Raw genomic sequence first — 17,346 nt, forward strand, 5'->3', positions numbered from 1 at the left:
GTAGTAATCTCTATCACACCGCTAACTGAAGTGTCACCTGTCACCAGGAAGGCTTCGCGTGACCTCCGATACGCATCCCACCACCCCTCCCTCGGGGCCCGAGGACGCCGTGCTGACACTGCGCGACGTCTCGATCGGCTTCGGCGGAGTCAAGGCGCTCGACGGGGTCGGGTTCGACGTGCAGCCCGGTCAGATCCTCGGGCTGATCGGGCCGAACGGCGCGGGCAAGACCACGCTCTTCAACTGCATCACGCGCATCTACGAGCCCGACTCGGGAGAGATCCGCTGGCAGGGCGAGGACCTCCTCCGGGTCCCCGCGCACCACCTCGCCGGACGCGGGATCGCGCGCACCTTCCAGAACCTGGCGCTGTTCGGCGGCATGTCGGTCTTCGACAACACGATGGCCGGCGGCAGCTCGCAGGCGCGCATCGGCGCCGCGAGCGGGCTGGTTGCGTGGCCGCCCGCCCGCTCGCGCACGAAGAAGCTGCGCGCGAGGGCGTGGGAGCTGCTCGAGCGCCTCGACCTCGTCGAGCTCGCGGACGCCCCGGCGGCCGGTCTCCCGTTCGGCACGCTCAAGCGCGTCGAGCTGGCGCGGGCGATGATGGCGCAGCCTCAGCTGCTCCTCCTGGACGAGCCGGCCGGCGGGCTCACGCACAGCGAGGTCCGGGCTCTGGGCGAGCTCATCGTGTCGCTGCGCGACGACTTCGGCTTCGCGGCGCTCCTCGTCGAGCACCACATGGGTCTCGTCCTCGGCATCAGCGACCACGTGGTCGCCCTCGACTTCGGGCAGAAGATCTTCGAGGGCACGCCCGAGCAGGTCAAGCACGACCCCGCCGTCGTCGCGGCGTACTTGGGGAGGGCGGCATGAGCCTCCTCTCGATCCGCGACCTGCGCGCGGGATACGGCTCCGCGGACGTGCTCCACGGCATCTCGATGGACGTCGACGCCGGCCAGGTCGTCGTCGTCCTCGGCGCCAACGGTGCCGGAAAGACCACCACGATGCGGGCCATCGCAGGCCTCATCGCGCGCCGCGGCACCGTCGAGCTCGACGGCAAGCCGCTCGGCAAGCGCCCCGAGCAGGTGGTCGGCGCCGGGGTCAGCCTCGTCCCGCAGGGGCGCGGCACGCTCGGCCAGCTGACCGTCCACGACAACCTCCGGGTCGGGGCCGCGCTCCGCAACGACAAGGACGGGATCGCGGCGGACATCGAGCGCTGGACCGAGGTCTTCCCGGTCCTCGGCCGGCGCTCGCACCAGGTCGCCGGCTCGCTGTCCGGAGGCGAGCAGCAGATGCTCGCCGTCGCCCGGGCGCTGATGAGCCGACCACGCCTGCTGCTCTGCGACGAGCCGAGCCTCGGACTCGCGCCGATCGTCGTGCAGGAGCTGTTCGCGACGCTCGGCAGCATCAACGAGACCGACGGCACCGCGCTGCTCATCGTCGAGCAGAACGCCGAGCTGGCGATGGATCTCGCCGACACCGTCTACCTGCTCGACGTCGGCACGATCGCCGCCGTCGGCACCCCGTCCGAGTTCCGGTCCGACGACGCGGTGCGCAGCGCGTACCTCGGCTACTAGGAGTCCCCGTGGAGCTCTTCCTCGAACGTCTCATCACCGGCCTGACCAACGGGTCGGTCTACGCCCTCCTCGCCCTCGCGCTCGTCGTCGTCTTCCGCGGAACCGGCACGCTCAACTTCGCGCAGGGCGAGCTGGCGCTCTTCACGACCTTCTTCGCGTGGTGGCTGACGACGCAGTCGATGCCCGTGTGGATCGCGATCATCGCCTCGCTCATCGCGGGCTTCGTGCTCGGCGCGCTGATCGAGCGCCTGCTCATCCGCCCGGTGCAGCGGCGCAACGACATGGCCGTCCTCATCGTCGCGCTCGGGTTGTTCACCGGCTTGAACTCACTAGCGGGCCTCATCTGGGGCAGCGAGACCAAGATCATGCCGAGCCCGTTCCCCAACGGCATCGACGACTACCTCTCGATCGGCGGCGCCCGTCTGTACTTCGACGCGCTCGGGGTCATGGGTGCGCTCGTCGCGCTGATGATCGTGCTGACGCTGCTGTTCCGCTACACCCGCGTCGGGCTGCACATGCGTGCGGTCGCCGACAACGGGGAGTCCGCGACGCTCGCCGGCGTGCGGACCAGCCGGATCCTCGCGATCGGGTGGGGCCTGTCCGGTGCGATCGGCGCGCTGGCGGGCGTGCTCGTCACGCCGCTGGCACCGCAGCAGCTCGGTCTGACGACGATGTTCCACGTCTTCATCGCCGCCTCCGCCGCAGCGCTCTTCGGCGGGCTCGACAGCCTGACCGGTGCCGTGGTCGGCGGCATCACGATCGGCGTCCTGGAGGCGATGCTCACCGGCTACGTCTCCTTCATCGGCGGATCGCTCCAGCAGACCTCGTCGCTGTTCATCATCGTGGCGATCCTCTTCCTGCGTCCCAACGGCCTCTTCGGAACCAAGCGATTGGTGAGGGTATGACGACCATCGACGACGCGGCCGCGACGGCTGCCGCGAAGACCGGGGACACCCCCGGCCGCGCCCCCCGCGGTCCGCGCTTCCTGATCGTCCAGGGCAGCTGGCAGTACCGGGGGCTCCAGCTCCTCGGCGTCGCCGTGGTGGCGCTGCTGCTGCTCTGGGGCGCAGGGCAGCCCGCCTTCCGCATGGGCCAGTTCACCAACGTCTTCATCATCGCGATCGCGATCGCGGGCCTGAACGTGGTGACCGGCTACACGGGCCTGCTCTCCATCGGGCACTCGGCGTTCTTCGGCCTCGGCGCCTACACGACGGGCATCCTGATCGTCGAGCAGCAGTTCGCGCCGCTCAACACGATCCCGATCGCCGTCGGGCTGTGCTTCGTGCTCGGTCTCCTCGTCGGGCTCCCGTCGCTGCGGATCCACGGTCTCTACCTCGCCCTGGTCACCCTCGCGGTCGGCGTCTCCTTCCCGGAGATCGTGCGGCGTGCCGAGGAGCTGACCGGCGGTGCCGCCGGCATGGTCGTGCGCTCGCGCTTCCTCGCCCCGCCGGAGTGGACGGGTCTGGTCCGAGCAGAGCGCGGCATCTGGATGTTCTGGTTCTCCGCCGCCGTCCTCGCCGTCGTGATGCTGCTCGTCCGCAACCTCGTCAAGAGCCGCTTCGGTGTCGCCATGCGCGCCGTCCGCGACAACGAGATCGCGGCCGCCGCCAACGGCATCAGCGTCGCGCGGACCAAGATCGTGGCGTTCGGCATCTCCGGCGCGATCACCGGTCTCGCCGGCTCTCTGTTCACGATGTACATGGGCGCGCTGTCGCCGGACGGCTCGTTCACGCTGATGAAGTCGATCGAGTTCATCACCGGTCTGGTCCTCGGCGGCGTCGCTACCCAGCTCGGCCCGCTCGTGGGCGCCGTGGCCGTCGTGTTCCTCCCGTACTGGACCGCGTCCTACACCGAGGGCCCGCTCGCGGGCGTGGTGTTCGGCATCGTCCTCATCATCATCGTCTTCCTGATGCCCGAGGGCATCGTCGGCCGGATCGGGCTCCTGATCCGCAAGGTCGTCCACGTCATCCCATCGGACCACCCACGCCTCCGGCGCGTCGACGCGGAAGGACCTCCCTCGCCGGCACGCTCCCCGCTCTGAACCCGACCGGCGAACCCGGACAGGACCCCACAACCACCCCTCATCCCATGACGAAGGATCTTCAGATGAAGCGACTCGTACGTGCGGCGGCCGCCGTGTCCGCCACGGCACTCGTGCTCACCGCATGCGGCTCCAACTCCGGAGCCTCCGACGACGACAGCGCCTCGGGCGCCAGCGGCGTCGTCTCCGCCGACGACTGCGCCGACCCGGACGCAGCCACCGCGGAGATCACCGACACCCTCAAGGTCGGCTGGACCGCCGCGACGTCGGGTCCGCTCGCCGACGCGGTCGGCAACGTGATCGAGGGCATGGAGGCGCGCTTCGCCGTCGCCAACGAGGCCGGCGGCATCGACGGCGTCAAGCTCGAGGTCGTCGTCAAGGACGACGCGTTCAACCCCGAGCGCGCCAAGGCCAACGTGGGCGAGCTGATCCAGAAGGACAAGGTCGACGTCCTCGACACCTTCGGCTCCGGCCAGGTCGACGCGATCGCCGACGACCAGAACGACGCCTGCGTCCCGCTGCTCTTCGCGCAGGCCAGCGTGCCGGCGTACCGCGACGCCGAGAACTTCCCGTGGACGACGGAGTACCTGCCGTCGGCCGACGTGGAGATGGAGGTCGTCGTCGAGAGCCTCAAGCAGAAGTACCCCGACGGCGCCGACGTCGCGCTCGCGGTCAACCAGACCGAGTCCGGCCAGGGCATCGCCGACGGCTTCAAGAAGGCCGTCGAGGGCACGAACCTGAAGATCGTGGCCGAGGAGCCGCTCACCGACCCGAAGACCGCGGCGTCCAGCCTCAAGGCCAGCGGCGCCCAGGTTCTCGTCGACGCCGGCGTCACCACCGACTGCCTCGCGATCACGCAGGCCATCGGGCGTGTCGGCTGGAAGCCGGAGACGGTCATCCAGCCGTCCAACTGCGCTGACGGCGAGACCCTGTACGAGCCCGCCGGCGACGCCGCCGACGGCCAGCAGATCATGCGCTGGCTGAAGGACCCGGCCAACGTCGAGTTCGAGAACGACGCTGCCGTCAAGGAGTACCTGGAGCAGTCCGCCGCCAACGGTGCCGACTCGCCGACCAACAGCTACACCGTCAACGGCTGGGCGATCGCCGACCTGATGATCGACAACTTCACCCGCGCCGCGGAGTCGGAGGACGGCCTGTCGCGCCTCTCGATCATGGAGGCCGCTCGTACGCAGGACTACCAGCCCCCGATGTTCATCGACGGCATCAAGTTCAAGATGAGCCCGACCCAGTCGTTCGGCATCCTCGCGTTCAAGCCCTACACCTGGGACGCGGCCGGCAAGACCTTCGTCGCGGCCGGTGACGTCATCGACATCTCGTCCGAGTACCAGTGAGCCGCTGAACCCGTCCGCCGCGCGTCCCGAGGTGCCATGGCCTCGGGACGTGCGGCGGACGTTCCAGCGCTCGAGCACAGGTCGGGCGCTCCATCCGATTTCGACGCTTCAAACCGATTCAAGGCAGCAGGAGGCGGGCAGCATGACCGAGGGACGGGGACTCCACCCGCGCGCACGGGTCGAGGACTACACGAGCAAGGGCTGGTGGAGCGACGAGACCGCCGACCAGGTCTTCCGCGACCAGGTCCAGGCGCGCGGCGACGCGCTCGCGGTGGTCGACCCGGCCAACCGCGCCGCTCTGCTCGGGACCGAGCCGCGCCGGCTCACCTGGAACGAGCTCGACCACGAGGTGACCTTCCTGGCGGCTCGGCTGCTCGACCTCGGGCTCGGGCGGGGCGACGTCCTGGGCGTCCAGCTCCCCAACACCATCGAGCTGGTCGAGGTGTACCTCGCCGCGTGGTCGTTGGGCATCGTCGTGTCCCCGCTGCCGATGCAGTACCGCGAGCGAGAGGTCGTCGGCATGGCGACGCAGGCGGAGTTCGCCGCGTTCGTGACGACGTACGCCTTCGGGGACCGGCACCCGGCCGCCGACGCCCTCGCGGCCCGCGACCGTATCCCGTCGCTGCCGACGGTGGTCGGCTTCGGGCTCCCCGGCGAGGCGCCCGAGGACATGCCCGCGGGGGTCGTCCACCTCGTGCCGGCCGCTGCGAGCGAGGACGACACCGCGCGGGTCGCGGCGTACCGGGAGTCCGACCCGAACGACCCCAACGACTGCCTCACGATCTGCTGGACGTCAGGCACGGAGAGCGAGCCCAAGGGCGTCCCGCGCTGCCACTACGACTGGCTCGCGATCTCGTGGGCGACGGTGGACGCACCGCGCGTCACCGCCGACGACGTGCTGCTCAACCCGTTCCCGATGGTCAACATGGCCGGCATCAACGGCATGTTCCTGCCGTGGCTGCGCACCGGCGGCGTGCTCGTCCAGCACCACCCGTTCGACCTGCCGACGTTCCTGGCGCAGATCGCCCAGGAGCGCGTGACCTACACGGTGGCCCCGCCGGCTCTGCTGTGGATGCTCCTGCACGACGAGGCGCTGCTCTCGAAGGTCGATCTGTCGAGCCTCACGCGCATCGGCTCCGGCTCGGTCCCGCTGCAGCCCGCGATGGTCCGTGGCTGGCAGGAGCGGGGGATCCCCGTCATCAACTTCTTCGGGTCCAACGAGGGGATCGGCCTGCTGTCCAGCTTCGAGGACTTCCCCGATCCCGACGAGCGGGCCCAGTACTTCCCCCGGTACGGCGCCCCGGGCGTCCACTGGTCGTCGCGGGTGTCGGAGTGGATGAGCGTCAAGCTCGTCGACGTCGTCACCGGCGAGGAGATCACCGAGCCCGGGCGCAGCGGCGAGCTGCACATCACGGGGCCGACCGTGTTCGCGGGCTACCTGCACGCCGATCGTCGTCCGAGCCCGTTCGACGACGAGGGCTACCTCAAGACCGGCGACCTGTTCGAGATCGCCGGCGACCGCGGCCAGTTCCTCCACTACCTCGACCGCGCCAAGGACCTCGTGATCCGCGGCGGCATGAACATCGCGCCGGCCGAGCTGGAGGGCCTGATCGGCGCGCACCCGGCGGTGGCCGACGTCGCCGTGATCGGTGACCCGGACGAGGTCCTCGGCGAGCGGGTCGCCGCCGTGGTGACCCTCAAGCCGGGCACGACGCTCACGCTCGAGGAGCTCGTGGCGTTCCTGAAGGAGCAGAAGATCGCGTCCTTCAAGCTCCCCGAGCGTCTCGAGGTCCGCGACGAGCTGCCGCGCAACCCGGTGGGCAAGATCCTCAAGCGGGCGCTGCGGCGTACCGACGAACCGACGACGACAGGAGCCCCCGCATGAGCACCGAGACGACCACGGAGACCGTGGCGATGGACGACGACGCCAAGCTCGCGCTGGCCCGGGAGATGTTCGCGGCCTGGGACGCGCTCGACTGGGGGCTCGTCCTCGACCTGTTCGCCGACGACGGCGTGCTGCACAGCGTGATGCAGGAACCCGTCGTCGGGCGCGAGGCGATCCGCGAGCGGCTCGCGATCCTCGGCTCGAAGGCCGAGAGCATCACCCTGCGGATCAAGGCGCTCGGCGTCATCGACGGCCGCGTCTTCGTGGAGCGCGTCGACGACTTCTGGTTCGACGGCCACCACGGCGAGGTGCCGGTGGTGGGGATCATGCGGATGGCCGACGGCCGGGTGACGGAGTGGCTCGAGTACTACGACCGTCCGACGCTGCTGGCGGGCATGGGGATCGTCGAGGACTTCGGCCACTGATGACCGGCTCGGGATGGGCGCACACCGTCGTGGCCGCGATGGGACGTACGGCGCCGGGCGCCGTCGCGTTCCGCGGCCACGGCACGGTGCGGACGCACGCCGAGTCGCGCCGGCGGGCGATCGCGTTCGCGCACGCGCTGGCGGCGCGCGGCATCGGGCCGGGTGACCGGGTCGCCCTCGTGGTCGAGGACCGTGCGGACGCCGTCGAGGCGTACCTCGGGGTCGGGCTCGCCGGCGCCACGGCGGTGCAGGTCAACGACCGGCTCCAGGTCGCGGAGATCGAGGAGGTGCTCGCGCTCGCGGGTGCTCGGGCGGTCGTCCACACGGCGGGGCACGGCGAGCGGCTCGAGGAGCTGCTGCACGGCACCGGTGCGGAGGTCGTGTCGATCGGTCCGCGCACCGCAGCCACCACGCTGGCGTACGAGGACGCGGTCGCCGGCGGGTCTGCGCTCGACCCGCCGCGCACGGCCATCGATGCCGACGCTCCTGGCATCGTCGGCTTCACCAGCGGCACCACCGGCCGGCCGAAGGGCGTCGTGCACACGCACGCGAACCTCGACCGGATCGTGCGCCACATGCCCGTCCACGACGGCATCCGCTGGGGAAGCCGCTGCGGGTTCACCGGGACGCTCGCGTTCGCCGCCGGCATCTGGGGAGTCGTGCTCCCGCACCTGTACGTCGGCGGCGAGGTCTCGTTCATGGCCGGGCTCGACCCGCAGGCGTGGGTCGCGCGCATGCGCGCGGAGCGGTCCACCTTCACGTACGCGCCCACCCCCCTCATGGGCGCGTTCGCCGATCGCGTGCGCGAGCATCCGGGCGTCCTGGACCACCTCGACGTGGTGCTGCACTCCGGGTCGCTCGCGCCGCGCGAGGCCGTGGAGGACCTCGTCGACGCGATCGGGTACCGCTACGTCGAGACCTACGGCATGACCGAGACCGGCGCACCGGTCACCGCGACGGTGCCCGAGGACTGGCGGGACGGCTCGACCGCGGACGACGCGTTCGCCTCCGCAGGTCGCCCGGTCACGATCGCCGAGATCCGGATCACCGGTGAGTCCGGGGTGCTCGGGCCTGGTGAGGTCGGCGAGATCGAGGTCGCGAGCGAGACGCTGTTCGCGGGCTACCTCGACCAGCCGGAGCTCACGGCCGAGGCCGTCCAGGGCGGCTGGCTGCGGACCGGGGACCTCGGGTCGCTCGACGCCGGCGGCCACCTGTACGTCAAGGGCCGCGCGAAGGACATGATCGTGACCGGTGGGATGAACGTCTACCCCGCCGAGGTCGAGCGGGTGCTCGTCCAGGCCTCCGGCGTCGCCGACGCGGCGGTCTTCGGCGTGGCGCACCCGCGCTGGGGCGAGACGGTGACCGCGGCCGTCGTCGCGGAGCCCGGAGCGGTGGTGGACGTCGACGGCCTCACGGCGTACGTCCGCGAGCGCCTCGCGGGATACAAGAAGCCGACCGCGATCCACGTGGTCGACGCGTTGCCGCGCAACGCGAGCCTGAAGGTGAAGAAGGACGAGCTCCGCAGGAGGTTCGAGCATGTCGACGGTTGACCGCACGCGTATCGACGAGGTGCTGGCCCGGCTCCGGCTGCCGGTGGTCGCCGCGCCGATGTTCCTCGTCTCGGGGCCCGACCTCGTCGTCGCGTCGTCGCGGGCGGGGGTCATGGGGTCGTTCCCGTCGCCGAACTGCCGGACCACCGAGGAGCTCGACGCCTGGCTCGGGACCATCACCGACGGGCTGCGCGGCGTCGACACCCCGTGGGCGCTGAACCTCGTCACGCACCGCACCAACACGCGGCTCGAGGACGACCTCCGCCTCGTCAAGGAGTACGAGCCGCCGGTGGTCGTGACCGCGCTCGGCTCGCCCGCACCGGCACTGGAGGTCGTGCACGCGTACGGCGGCCTGGTCGTGGCCGACGTGGTCAGCCTGCGGCTCGCGCACAAGGCGGTCGCGATGGGCGCCGACGGGCTCGGCCTCGTCTCGGCGGGAGCGGGCGGCCACACCGGTCACCTGTCGCCGTTCGCGTTCGTCTCGGCGGTGCGCGAGTTCTTCGACGGGCTCGTCGCCGTCGGCGGCGGGATCAGCGACGGCGCCGGCGTGGCGGGAGCGGTGGCCGCCGGGGCCGACCTCGTGTCGCTGGGGACCCGCTTCCTGGCGACGGCCGAGAGCATGGCGGTCGACCCGTACAAGGAGATGGTCGTCGCGCACGGTGCGGACGACCTCGTGGTGAGCGCCGGCGTCACCGGCACCCCTGCGTCGTGGCTGCGCCCGAGCCTGGTCGCGAACGGGCTGGACCCGGACGCGCTGGCCTTCGACGGAGAGCGCAGCTACGACGCCGCTGCCTCGCCGGCCGGCCGGTGGAAGGACATCTGGGCCGCCGGCCAGGGCCTCGGGACCATCCACGCGGTCGAGCCCGTGGCCGAGGTCGTCGACCGGCTGGAGACGGAGTACGCCACGGCGCTGGACCGGGTGAGCGGGCTGCGCCGACCCTGAGCCGTACGCTCCTCGGGCGGGCGCGGGCGAGCCCGCATCCGGCCGCACCCGCACCCGCCCGAGGGTGTCCGTTCAGACGCTCGCGGGCACCTCGAGCGCCCCGGCGTCGAACGGTGCTGCGGTGCGCTCGCGGACGTCGTCCACGCTCACGCCCGGGGCGAGCCGTGCGAGGCTGAGCCCGCCGTCGACCACGTCGAGCACGCAGAGGTCGGTGATGATGCGGTCGACGACCCCGGCGCCGGTGAGCGGCAGGTCGCACGCCTCGACGATCTTGGGTGTCCCGTCCTTCGCGACGTGGTCGGTCAGGACCACGACGCGGCGGGTGCCGGCGACCAGGTCCATCGCCCCGCCCATGCCCTTCACGAGCTTGCCCGGGACCGTCCAGTTGGCGAGGTCGCCGTTGGCGGCCACCTGGAGGGCGCCGAGGATCGCGATGTCGACGTGGCCGCCGCGGATCATCGCGAAGCTGGTCGCGGAGTCGAAGTAGCTCGCGCCGGCGACCGCGGTGACGGTCTGCTTGCCGGCGTTGATGAGGTCGGCGTCCTCCTCGCCGTCGTACGGGAACGGGCCCATCCCGAGTAGGCCGTTCTCGCTCTGCAGGAGGACGTTCACGCCGTCCGGCAGGTGGTTGGCGACCAGCGTCGGGATGCCGATGCCGAGGTTGACGTAGTCGCCGTCGGCGAGCTCGAGCGCGGCGACCGCCGCCATCTCGTCACGTGTCCATGCCATCTCAGACCTCGATGCTCTCGTGGGGGCGGACCGCGCGGGGGCGGACGGTGCGCTGCTCGATGTCCTTCGGCCGGTCGGCGGCCTGGACCAGGTGGTCGACGAAGATGCCGGGCGTCATCACCTCGTCGGGGTCGAGGAACCCGTCTACGACGTGCTCGGCATCGGCGATCGTGACCCGTCCGCAGGTCGCCACCAGCGGGTTGAAGTTGCGCGCGGTGTAGCGGTAGCGGAGGTTGCCCTCGCGGTCGGCCGTGTGCGCGTGGACCAGGGCGAGGTCCGCGACGATCCCGAGCTCGCGGACGTGAGGGACGCCGTCGAACTCCTCGACGTGCTTGCCCTCGGCCACGGGGGTGCCGACGCCGGTGCGGGTGTAGAACGCGGCGATGCCGGCCCCGCCGGCGCGCAGCCGTTCGGCGAGCGTGCCTTGCGGGGCGAACTCGACCTCGAGGACGCCGTCGAGGTACTGCTGCGCGAACAGCGCGTTCTCGCCGACGTAGGACGCCACGACCTTCCGGACCTGGTTCGCCTCGAGGAGGATGCCGAGCCCCCGACCGTCGACGCCCATGTTGTTGGAGACGACCGTCAGGCCGCGGACGCCGGTCTCGCGCACCGCCTCGATGAGGTCGACGGGGATCCCGCACAACCCGAAGCCTCCGACCGCGACGACCATGTCGTCGCGCAGCGCCTGCGACACCGTCTCGACCGTGTCGGCTCGTAGCTTGCTCATCACTCTCCTCGGAGGATCGTCCGTCCAGCGGGTACGGAAGAAGTACACGGAGAGTGCGCTGCGCGGGTCAACCGCCGAGGCCGAGCCGGTGCGGAACCTCTCGCGCGGTGGGCCCGATGACGGAGGTGTGTCCACTGAGTGGACGCTACGATCGGGCCATGAGCGAGCCTGACGGTGTGGTCGGACGCGTCGCCCGGCTCCTGCGGGCGGTCTCGCAGAGTCCGTCCGACGGCGCGACGACCACGCAGGTGGCCCGCGCGGCGTCGCTGCCGCGGGCGTCGGCGCACCGGCTGCTCGAGTCGCTCACCGCCGAGGGTCTCGTCGACCGCGACCAGCGGTCGGGGCGGTGGTTCCTCGGACCGGAGCTCTACGTCCTCGGCGTGGCCGCCGCGCCGCGCTACGACCTCACGAGCGAGGCACGCGAGAGCGTGCACCGGCTGTGCCAGGCGACGGGCGAGAGCGCGTTCTTCTCCGTACGCCGCGGCGACGAGACCGTGTGCCTCGTCCGGGAGGACGGCAGCTTCCCGATCCGCTCGTTCGTGCTCTTCGAGGGGTCGCGCTTCCCCCTCGGCGTGGTGTCGGCGGGCATCGTCGTCCTCGCCTACCTCCCCGACGCGGAGATCGACGCCTACCTCGAGGCGGTCGACCTCACCGACCGGTGGGGGGCCAGCCACAGCGGCGACGAGATCCGGCGGCGGGTCGCCGAGACGCGGGAGCACGGCTGGTCGGTCAACCCCGGCCTGGTCGTCGAGGGGAGCTGGGGGATGGCGGCGGCGATCTTCGACGCGCAGGGCAGGCCGCACGCCGCGTTGAGTCTCAACGGGGTGGAGAGCCGGTTCCGGCCCGAGCGGCAGGACGAGATGGGCCGGCTGCTGCTCGACGAGGCCCACGCGCTCTCGGCCGCCGGCCGCAGCGGCGTACGCCGGCGCTGACCCGCCGCGGCGTACGCGTCAGCCTCGGACCACCTCCGCGATCCGTCGCGCGGCCTCGCGGACCAGGGACTCGGCTCGCTCGGCGACCTCGGGGCGGCTCGTGATCACCGCGACCGCCGCACGCACGTCCCGCAGGTCGGGAACGGGAGCGGCGATGCCGTACGCACCAGGGTTCAGCTCGGCGTGCGTCGTGACGACCCCGGAAGCACGGATCTCCGCGACGCGGGCCGGCTCGTCAGGAGCGGCCGGGCCCGAGGCGAGCGCGGCGAGGCCTCCTGCGCCGCGGTCGAGGGGGTCGCGGTTGCCGAGGCGGTAGGAGAAGCGCGGCCCGTCCGTCGGCGGCTCGGCGACGACGGTCGTGACCGCGGCACCGGCGACGACCTCGACGAGGCTCGCCGTGGCGTCGAGGTCCACCGCGAGCGCGCGGAGGATCGGCTCGGCGACGGGGTGGAGGCGCGGTCGGGACCGGTCGGCGAGCGTCGTCAGCGTCCTGCCCACGCGATAGCGACCGGCCGCGTCGCGCTCGACGTACCCGGTCCGCTCGAGGCTGACGAGCAGCCGGTGCACGATCGAGCGGTGCAGGCCCGCCCGCGCGGTGACCTCGGCCGCCGTCGCGCCCGGGGCGTCGGCGACGACCTGCAGGACGAGCAGCCCCCGCTCCAGCGTCTGCGACCCGCCGCCCCCGTCCCCGCGCCCCCCGTCCCCGCGCCCCCCGTCCGCGTTGTGAAGGGTTGAGGTTGGTTCGGTCGTCATGATTCCGACCCGAACCCTTCAAATCGGGGACGAGGCGGGACCGGCGGGAGGATGCGCCCGCGCACCTCGCCGAGCGTCAGGGTGCCGGCGGTCGCGCGGATCACGACCTCGTCCCCGTCGCGCAGGAACGTCCGCTCCTCGCCGCCGACGGTCCACGGCTCGCGACCGCCCCACGAGAGCTCGAGGAAGGAGCCGACCTGATCGCGTTCGGGGCCCGAGACCGTCCCGGACGCGAAGAGGTCGCCGGTCCGCAGCGAGGCGCCGTTGCCCGTCAGGTGGGCGAGCATTTGCGCCGGACCCCAGTACGTCGTGCGGTACGGCGGGCGCGTCACCACCTCGCCGTCGACCTCGACCTCGAGCGCGAGGTCGTACCCGGCGGGCTCCTGGACCTGCAGGTACGGCAGGGGTGGCGGGTCCTGCCCGGGCAGCGGAACGCGCACCGGCTCGAGGGCCGCGAGCGGCGTCACCCAGGCCGCGACCGAGGTGGCGAAGGACTTCCCGAGGAACGGGCCGAGCGGCACGTACTCCCACGCCTGGATGTCGCGCGCCGACCAGTCGTTGAGCAGGACGACCCCGAAGACGTGGTCGGCGAACGCCGACGTCGGCACCGTGTCGCCGAGCCGGCTCGGTGTCCCCACGACGAATCCGACCTCGGCCTCGATGTCGAGCCGCGCGCTCGGCCCGAAGGCCGGCTCGGCGTCGTCCGGCCCCTTGCGCTGGCCGACCGGGCGTACGACGTCGGTCCCGGAGACGACCACCGTGCCGGCCCGCCCGTGGTAGCCGACGGGGAGGTGTCGCCAGTTCGGCAGGAGCGGCTCGGCGTCGGGGCGGAAGAGGCGTCCGACGTTGCTCGCGTGGTCCACCGACGCGTAGAAGTCGACGTAGTCGGCGACCTCGAACGGGAGGTGCAGGGCGACGTCCTCGATCCGGTGCAGGTGCTCCGACACGTGCTGCGCCGCGGCGTCGTGGTCGACGAGCGCGGCCTGGAGCCACCGGCGTACCTCGTCCCACGTGGAACGTCCCGCCGCCATGAACGGGTTGAGCGTCTCGCCGCTGACGCGGTGGGCGAACGGCTCGTGTCGCGCGGCCGCCGCGAGGTCGAGCACGTGGTCGCCGATGCGCACGCCGATGCGACGGCGGCTCGACGGTCCCTCGGCGCGGAGCCCGAACACGCCGTACGGCAGGTGGTCGACGTCGTACCCCGAGCCGGCGCCCCCCGGCACCCACGTCGTCGGCGCGCTCACAGCAGCCCCAAGGTGCGGAGGTCGGCCGCCGGGTCCGCGGTGCTGCACGAGCCGAACGACGTGAACCAGCGGCGAGCCTCGGTGAGCGCGCCTGCGCCGAGCGCGTCGACGTCCTCCACGAGCACGTCGGCCGACATCTCCTCGAGCACGCTCGAGACCGTGCGCAGGTCGGCGTCGTCGAGGCTCGCCCGCGTCGCGAGCAGCACGTTGAGGAAGCCGTGGTGCACCAGCCCGTCGTCGGGATCCTCGGCGCGGACGGCGTGGTGCAGGCCCGCCGTGCACTGGAACGGGACGCCGAGGCCGACGAGGGTCGTGATCGCCGTCGCCAGCTCGCGCGGCGTCGGGAAGGCGTCGGGGCTCAGGCCGCCGGTGCGGAGCTTGACGCGTACGCCGTGGGTCGCCGCGGTCGCGGCGGCATCACGCCAGCCGGCGCCGAGGTCCTCCCCGGCGAGCGGGAGCTCGAGAGCGGTCGGTGTGGTGGTCTCGCCGGTCGTCCGCAGGGTCTCGACGGCGAGGTCGACGGCGTCGCGCGTCGCGCCCGGCAGGCGGCACTGGAGCGACTCGAGCAGCAGGGCCGGCGTGGCCGCCGCCTGCGGACCCGCGATCGCGACCTGCTCCGCGGTGCCGACGAGCGCCACGCCGAGCGGGGTGGCGCCGTCGTCGCCCGCGACGATCGCGACGAGGTCGTCCACCGACGTCGCCGGCACGACGATCGGACCGACGAGGTCGGCGTCGGGCGACGCGCGGAGCGCCTGGTGCGCGCGGACCGCGTCGGGCAGTGCGGCGTTGCCGGGCGGGAACACGGCGGCGTCGTCCACCAGCGCGCGCAGCCACGGGGGAACGGTTGACATACCGGCAGCCTAAACCCACGATGTTCTGAAAGGGAACATTATGTTCCGATTATCGGGAAGCAGCCTCGAGCCCGCGAAGGGAGCCCACCATGGCCTACTACCGCAAGGTCGGCCAGGTCCCCCGCCAGCGCCACACCCAGCTGCGCGGCGACGACGGTGCGCTGCACTACGAGGAGCTGATGGGCGAGGAGGGGTTCTCGTCGGACTCGTCCCTGCTCTACCACCGCGGAGTTCCCCATGCCGTGAGCGCGAGCGAGGTCTGGGAGCTGCCCGACCTGGCCACGACCGCGAACCACCCGCTGCGGCTGATCCATCTCACGCTCCACGACCTCTTCGACGAGACCGAGGCCAAGGCGCTCGACCCGGTCACCGGCAGGCGTCTCGTGCTCGGCAACGGCGACGTGCGGATCTCGTACGTGGTGGCGGGCGAGACCTCGCCGTACTACCGCAACGCGATCGGCGACGAGTGCGTGTTCGTCGAGGCGGGGACCGGTGTGGTGGAGACCGTGTTCGGCGTCGTCGCCTACCGGGCGGGCGACTACGTCGTGATCCCGCGGGCGACGACGCACCGCTGGGTGCCCGCCGAGCTCAGCCGGCTCTACGCGATCGAGGGCAACAGCCACATCGCGCCGCCGAAGCGCTATCTGTCGCGGTTCGGGCAGCTGCTCGAGCACGCGCCGTACTGCGAGCGCGACCTGCACGGGCCGGAGGAGACGTTCGTCGTCGAGGGCAGCGAGGTCGAGGTCCTCGTGAAGCACCGCGGTCCGGGCCCGTCGGGCATCGTCGGGACGCGGCTGACGTACGCGACGCATCCGTTCGACGTGGTGGGCTGGGACGGCTGTCTCTATCCCTACACGTTCAACATCGAGGACTACATGCCGATCACCGGCAAGGTCCACCAGCCGCCGCCGGTGCACCAGGTCTTCGAGGGCTACAACTTCGTGGTCTGCAACTTCCTGCCGCGCAAGGTCGACTACCACCCGCTGTCGATCCCGGTGCCGTACTACCACTCGAATGTCGACTCCGACGAGGTCATGTTCTACGTCGGCGGCGACTACGAGGCGCGCAAGGGGACGGGGATCGGCGTCGGCTCGATCTCGCTGCACCCGGGCGGCATCGCGCACGGTCCGCAGCCGGGGGCGGTCGAGGCGTCGATCGGGGTCCACGAGTTCGACGAGGTCGCGGTCATGGTCGACACGTTCCGCCCGCTGGAGATCGGCGAGGCGGGGGCAGCGACGGACGACCACGCGTACGGCACCGCCGCCGCGCGTGCCCTGCGGGGCTGACACGCACCCGTTGGTGCGTCAGGGGTCACCAGCGGCGCTCGCGTGACCACTCACGCACCAACGCGGCGGCGACCGCGAGGCCCCGGGCAACGTCAGCGCATGATGCTCAGCGGGAGGTACGCGCCGACGACCCAGTTCGGGGCGTCCACGACCTCGCTGATCTTCAGGTCCACCGCCACGCTGCACAGCACGTAGGCGTCGCGCGGGTCGAGCCCGTACGCGTGCCCGAGGTGGTCGATCATCGCCCGCACCGCGTCCTGGGCCGCGGTCATCAGCGACGGCGCGACCCCGGTCGTCGCGTACCAGCCGGCGTCCTCGAGGCCGGCGCGCAGCGGCCCGGGCGTGCGCAGCTGCGGACCCGCGATCGTACGGCCCCGGTGCAGACGCACGCGCACCGTGCCACGGGCCGCCCACTCGATCGCGCTCACGCACACCTCGCCGTCGCCCTGGGCCGCGTGCGGGTCGCCGACCGCGAGCCGCGCACCGGGGACCTGGACGGGGAGGAACACCGACGACCCGACGACCAGGTCGCGGCAGTCGAGGTTGCCGCCGAAGTGCCCCGGCGGCATCACCGGCAGGGGCTCCACGGTGTCCGGGCAGACGCCGACGACGCCGAAGAACGGCCGGACCGGGACGCGCGCGACGTCGTGGAGGTCGGTGTGGTCGCACGCGATCTCCCAGCGGTAGAGGTACGGCTCGGGGAAGTCGTCCGCGAGCAGCCCCTCGCCCGGGACCATGGAGGTCCAGCCGAACCCTTTCGTCCCCGCCGCCTCCAGGATCTCGACCTCGACGACGTCTCCGGGCTGCGCGCCCGCGACGACGACCGGGCCGGCGAGCGGGTACGCCGGCCGGCCCGGGTCGTCCGGCGGCAGCGTCCCGCCCGTCGGCACCGCGTCGTAGCGGCCGTTCACCGCGTCCTCGCAGGCGAACGAGACCGTGTCGCCGGAGGAGATCTCCAGCACCGGCTCGAGCGCCGTCGTCCAGAGGTGCTGCGGGTCGCCGAGGAGGTCGTGGTGGGTCACGGGGACGATCCTCGCGCACCCGGACCCCGCCCGG

General features: G+C 72.0%; 17 protein-coding genes. 11 read left to right on the top strand and 6 right to left on the bottom strand.

What is annotated here, in order from left to right; translation table 11 throughout:
* Positions 1–58 precede the first annotated feature (58 nt).
* The 9 genes from ACQSSQ_RS00520 to ACQSSQ_RS00560 all read left to right on the top strand — a co-directional run bounded on the left by ACQSSQ_RS00520 (position 59) and on the right by ACQSSQ_RS00560 (position 9,768).
* Entirely contained in the window at positions 59–868 is an 810-nt protein-coding gene (locus ACQSSQ_RS00520) for an ABC transporter ATP-binding protein (protein WP_431325071.1), read from the top strand.
* On the top strand, positions 865–1,572 hold the full coding sequence (locus ACQSSQ_RS00525; protein ID WP_431325072.1) for an ABC transporter ATP-binding protein: 708 nt from the start codon (positions 865–867) through the stop codon (positions 1,570–1,572). Before ACQSSQ_RS00520 ends, ACQSSQ_RS00525 begins: the two co-directional genes overlap by 4 nt.
* 8 nt (positions 1,573–1,580) lie before the next feature.
* Positions 1,581–2,477, top strand: coding sequence for a branched-chain amino acid ABC transporter permease (locus tag ACQSSQ_RS00530; RefSeq protein WP_431325073.1), 897 nt, complete (start codon positions 1,581–1,583; stop codon positions 2,475–2,477).
* Positions 2,474–3,613, top strand: coding sequence for a branched-chain amino acid ABC transporter permease (locus ACQSSQ_RS00535; protein WP_431325074.1), 1,140 nt, complete (start codon positions 2,474–2,476; stop codon positions 3,611–3,613). The genes ACQSSQ_RS00530 and ACQSSQ_RS00535 overlap by 4 nt, the downstream gene beginning before the upstream one ends.
* 65 nt (positions 3,614–3,678) lie before the next feature.
* Positions 3,679–4,965: an ABC transporter substrate-binding protein gene (locus ACQSSQ_RS00540; protein WP_431325075.1), complete on the top strand. Its 1,287-nt coding sequence runs from the start codon at positions 3,679–3,681 to the stop codon at positions 4,963–4,965.
* A 142-nt stretch (positions 4,966–5,107) separates the two neighbouring features.
* Complete coding sequence (locus tag ACQSSQ_RS00545; RefSeq protein ID WP_431325076.1) at positions 5,108–6,850, top strand: class I adenylate-forming enzyme family protein; 1,743 nt, start codon at positions 5,108–5,110, stop codon at positions 6,848–6,850.
* Positions 6,847–7,275, top strand: a complete 429-nt coding sequence (locus ACQSSQ_RS00550) for a nuclear transport factor 2 family protein (protein ID WP_431325077.1) — start codon at positions 6,847–6,849, stop codon at positions 7,273–7,275. Before ACQSSQ_RS00545 ends, ACQSSQ_RS00550 begins: the two co-directional genes overlap by 4 nt.
* A complete protein-coding gene (locus ACQSSQ_RS00555; RefSeq protein ID WP_431325078.1) occupies positions 7,275–8,825 on the top strand; it encodes a class I adenylate-forming enzyme family protein in 1,551 nt (516 codons plus the stop codon). The genes ACQSSQ_RS00550 and ACQSSQ_RS00555 overlap by 1 nt, the downstream gene beginning before the upstream one ends.
* Positions 8,812–9,768 carry an NAD(P)H-dependent flavin oxidoreductase gene (locus ACQSSQ_RS00560; RefSeq protein WP_431325079.1) on the top strand — a complete coding sequence of 319 codons (957 nt, stop codon included), beginning with the start codon at positions 8,812–8,814 and terminating at the stop codon, positions 9,766–9,768. Before ACQSSQ_RS00555 ends, ACQSSQ_RS00560 begins: the two co-directional genes overlap by 14 nt.
* Before the next feature lie 72 nt (positions 9,769–9,840).
* Here the strand turns inward: ACQSSQ_RS00560 and ACQSSQ_RS00565 are convergent, their stop codons facing one another.
* The gene (locus tag ACQSSQ_RS00565; protein ID WP_431325080.1) at positions 9,841–10,497 is read right to left on the bottom strand and encodes a CoA transferase subunit B; all 657 of its coding nucleotides are present in this window, start codon (positions 10,495–10,497) and stop codon (positions 9,841–9,843) included.
* A gap of 1 nt (position 10,498) precedes the next feature.
* Positions 10,499–11,224 carry a CoA transferase subunit A gene (locus tag ACQSSQ_RS00570; protein ID WP_431325081.1) on the bottom strand — a complete coding sequence of 242 codons (726 nt, stop codon included), beginning with the start codon at positions 11,222–11,224 and terminating at the stop codon, positions 10,499–10,501.
* A gap of 158 nt (positions 11,225–11,382) precedes the next feature.
* On the opposite strand from ACQSSQ_RS00570, the gene ACQSSQ_RS00575 reads away from it, so the two are divergent.
* The gene (locus ACQSSQ_RS00575) at positions 11,383–12,156 is read left to right on the top strand and encodes an IclR family transcriptional regulator (protein ID WP_431325082.1); all 774 of its coding nucleotides are present in this window, start codon (positions 11,383–11,385) and stop codon (positions 12,154–12,156) included.
* A gap of 18 nt (positions 12,157–12,174) precedes the next feature.
* Here ACQSSQ_RS00575 and ACQSSQ_RS00580 read toward each other — a convergent pair whose 3' ends face one another.
* The 3 genes from ACQSSQ_RS00580 to ACQSSQ_RS00590 are packed head-to-tail and all read right to left on the bottom strand — an operon-like array spanning position 12,175 to position 15,004.
* Positions 12,175–12,909 carry an IclR family transcriptional regulator gene (locus tag ACQSSQ_RS00580; protein WP_431325083.1) on the bottom strand — a complete coding sequence of 245 codons (735 nt, stop codon included), beginning with the start codon at positions 12,907–12,909 and terminating at the stop codon, positions 12,175–12,177.
* On the bottom strand, positions 12,906–14,153 hold the full coding sequence (gene fahA / locus ACQSSQ_RS00585; protein ID WP_431325084.1) for a fumarylacetoacetase: 1,248 nt from the start codon (positions 14,151–14,153) through the stop codon (positions 12,906–12,908). The genes ACQSSQ_RS00580 and fahA overlap by 4 nt, the downstream gene beginning before the upstream one ends.
* Positions 14,150–15,004, bottom strand: coding sequence for a hypothetical protein (locus ACQSSQ_RS00590; protein WP_431325085.1), 855 nt, complete (start codon positions 15,002–15,004; stop codon positions 14,150–14,152). Before ACQSSQ_RS00590 ends, fahA begins: the two co-directional genes overlap by 4 nt.
* An 89-nt stretch (positions 15,005–15,093) precedes the next feature.
* Between ACQSSQ_RS00590 and ACQSSQ_RS00595 the strand changes: the two genes are divergently transcribed.
* Entirely contained in the window at positions 15,094–16,290 is a 1,197-nt protein-coding gene (locus ACQSSQ_RS00595) for a homogentisate 1,2-dioxygenase (protein ID WP_431325086.1), read from the top strand.
* Positions 16,291–16,382: 92 nt separating this feature from the next.
* On the opposite strand, the gene ACQSSQ_RS00600 is transcribed toward ACQSSQ_RS00595, so the two are convergent.
* Entirely contained in the window at positions 16,383–17,312 is a 930-nt protein-coding gene (locus ACQSSQ_RS00600; protein WP_431325087.1) for an acetamidase/formamidase family protein, read from the bottom strand.
* Positions 17,313–17,346: the final 34 nt, after the last annotated feature.

Source organism: Mumia spirodelae, from assembly GCF_050632745.1.
In the GTDB taxonomy this organism is placed as follows: Bacteria; Actinomycetota; Actinomycetes; order Propionibacteriales; family Nocardioidaceae; genus Mumia.